Genomic DNA, 3080 nt, shown 5'->3' with positions numbered 1-3080 from the left:
AGCGGTAAAATTGAAGCCAATGACCGTACTTACCTGGGTTCACAGTTGCCAAAATATGTAGCTGGTTTAACCAATACCTTCCGCTACAAAAACTTAACCCTGAATATTTTCATCCAGGATGTACATGGCGGTATGCGCGCTAATCCTATCCTGGATAACAGAGATCAGGCCGGCATTGTAAACCTCCCTGCTGATATTCCCTACTGGACTTCGGAAAACAAGATCAATACCAACCCGGCATTGTTCTATACCAATCCAAAAGGATATAAGTATGCAAAGGATGCATCTTTTGCCCGCTTAAAAGATATCACACTCAGTTACAATTTCGATAAACAGGTATTACAGCGTCATAAAATTTCCAGTCTGCAGGTGTATATCAGCGGCCGTAACCTCGCCACCTTCACCAAATGGCAAGGCTATGATCCGGAAACATCTCCTTCTGCACTCGCCACCTCCGGTACCGCTAACCAGGCCATGCGTTTAGCCAACGGTCAGGGTCCCGATATCCAGAGTTCTAATTTTTATCCGCTTAACACCACCATCATCATGGGGGCAAATATCAGTTTCTAATTTAAAAAGAGATGATCATGAAAAAGAGCTTATATATATGCGGAATGCTGGCAGCAGGTGTTTTCCTCACCTCCCTGTCTTCCTGCAGCAAAAGTTTTCTCGACGAAGAACTGAAATCTGACTATGCGCCAGATAATACACTCGTGGACCAACTTGGCTTTGAAGCAGCCAGCACGGGCCTTTTGAGTACCGTACGTAACGATTATGGAGATGTACAAGGCTTACTGGCCACCTTCTACGTGGGCACCGATATGGCTATTACCGGCCAGCCCAGCACCGTTCAGGCGCCCTATGAGAACTATCAGAGCCTCAATTCACAAACCGGTTCTTTAAGCAGTATCTGGAACTTCTGCTATAGAGTGATCAACGGGGCCAATGTAATCATTGATGCCTCCGCCAATCCTAAAGCCATCCTCACAGATGAGCAACGTGACTTCTACAAAGCAGAAGCTTCTTTCTTCCGTGCATATGCATACAATCATTTATCGATTCTTTTCGGAGGTGTACCATTGATAACAGCGCCGGTATCTGTACCACGCACCGATTACACCAGGGCCACCGAAGATGCCGTTGTACAACAGATCATTACTGACCTCACTTTTGCAGAAGCCCATCTCCCGGACCCTGCCAGCGTAGCGAGTCAGGGACGTATCAATAAGTTTGCAGCCACACAACTGCTCACAGAAGCGTACCTCCGTGCCAACAAACCTGCCGATGCAGAAGCCGCTGCTAAAAGAGTGATCGATAGTAAATTCTTTCAACTCGTTACAACGCGCTATGGTACCAAAGCCACCCTGCCCGGCGATCCGTTTGCGGATATGTTCACCTACGGCAATATGCGCCGCAGCCAGGGCAACACCGAAGCGATCTGGGTATTGGAACAACAATACAATGTAACCGGTGGTGGCTCTACTTTTGATCAGCGCCGTCGCGAATGGGGACCATTCTATGTAAACGTGGCCGGCATGAAAGTATGCGATTCACTCGGTGGACGCGGCATTGGCAGGATCAGACCTACTAATTGGTGGACATACAATCTGTACGAACAAAAAGATATGCGCAATTCTCCGTACAATATCCGCCGTCAGTTTTATTACAATGATCCGGCTGGTGCTAAATACGGACAACCAGTAGTAGTAACCGGTTTTGATACCATACAGAATATTTTTGCACATACCACCAAATGGTACGAGTTCCAGCCACAGGATATTCAGGGCGCCCAGTCGTACAAAGACAGGATACAAATGCGCCTCGGCGAAACTTACCTGCTATTGGCCGAAGCACAACTGCTGCAGGGACGTCCCGGCGATGCGGCTATCAGCATCAACGTGATCCGCGACCGTGCACATGCCACACCAGTCCTGGCTGCCGATGTAAACATGGATTATATCCTCGATGAAAGAGCCAGAGAGCTGACCGCCGAAGAACTGCGTCGCCTCACCCTGGTACGTACCAAAAAACTGGTGGAAAGAGTCCGGAAATACAATCCGAAAGTTGCACCCACCATCAATGACTTCAATATCCATTTGCCTATTCCACAGTCGGAAATAGATGTCAACAAAGACGCCGTACTGGAACAAAATGAAGGATACCGCAAATAACCAGCACCGATGAATAAATACACCCTTATAACATTCCTGACTGTACTCCTGTTTTTACAGGGGTACGGACAGGAAGGAAGAAAAGTAATTCCTTTCAACGATGGCTGGGCTTTCAGAAAAGGTCCACTCACGCCCGATAACAAGCAAACAGATACTGCCTGGTCAAATGTTACCATTCCACATACCTGGAATAACAAAGACATGCAGGAAGGCAAAAATTTTTATGCCGGCGATGGCTGCTATAAAAAGATTTTTAAAGTAGATGCTGCCCTCAAAGGGAAAAGATTATTTCTCCGGTTCGACGGTGTTGGATCTGTGGCTAACCTGTATGTGAACAATCGTCTCATCGGCGAACACAAAGGTTCTTATGCAGCCTTCTGCTTTGAAATTACCCATTCGGTGAAGTATGGAGAAGAAAACACCCTTGTGCTGAAAGCCAATAACCAGGCGAGAGAAGATGTACTGCCGATCAACAATTTCCTGTTCGGTATTTTCGGCGGTATGTATCGCCCCGTGAACCTGCTCATCACCAACGATATTAATATCACCACTACCGATTACGCATCGTCCGGACTCGCCATCAGCCAGGAAAATGTCAGCGATAAAAAAGCAGACATCAGCGTTGTTGCCAAAATTGAAAATAAACAAGCACATCATACTACCGTACAGGTACAAAGTGAAATCAAAGATCAACAGGGAAAGCGTATAGCCGTTGCCGTTAAAGAGGTGGTACTCAGCCCGCAGGGCATTAACATCATCCGGCAGGAGCTCCCCGTTACCCGCCCACACCTGTGGAACGGATTAAAAGATCCTTATCTGTATTCACTCACTACTTCTGTGATCGCCGCCGGTCATACCATTGATGCGGTAACGCAACCATTGGGCATCCGCCGTTTTGAAGTAATCCCG

At 47.3% G+C, this 3080-nt stretch carries 2 protein-coding genes and 1 pseudogene; all 3 read left to right on the top strand.

The genetic code is table 11. From position 1 onward, the window contains the following. Positions 1-570 (top strand): annotated as a pseudogene (locus tag VIP81_RS23585) (hypothetical protein); the annotation flags it as partial. A 17-nt stretch (positions 571-587) separates the two neighbouring features. Next, complete coding sequence (locus VIP81_RS23580) at positions 588-2171, top strand: RagB/SusD family nutrient uptake outer membrane protein (RefSeq protein ID WP_331967155.1); 1584 nt, start codon at positions 588-590, stop codon at positions 2169-2171. Between the two features lie 9 nt (positions 2172-2180). Next, the coding region (locus VIP81_RS23575; RefSeq protein ID WP_331967153.1) for a glycoside hydrolase family 2 protein at positions 2181-3080 on the top strand (900 nt) is incomplete at its 3' end.

This window comes from Chitinophaga sp. (assembly GCF_036566945.1).
Classification (GTDB): domain Bacteria; phylum Bacteroidota; class Bacteroidia; order Chitinophagales; family Chitinophagaceae; genus Chitinophaga.
This window is presented reverse-complemented; position numbering and strand designations above follow the sequence as displayed.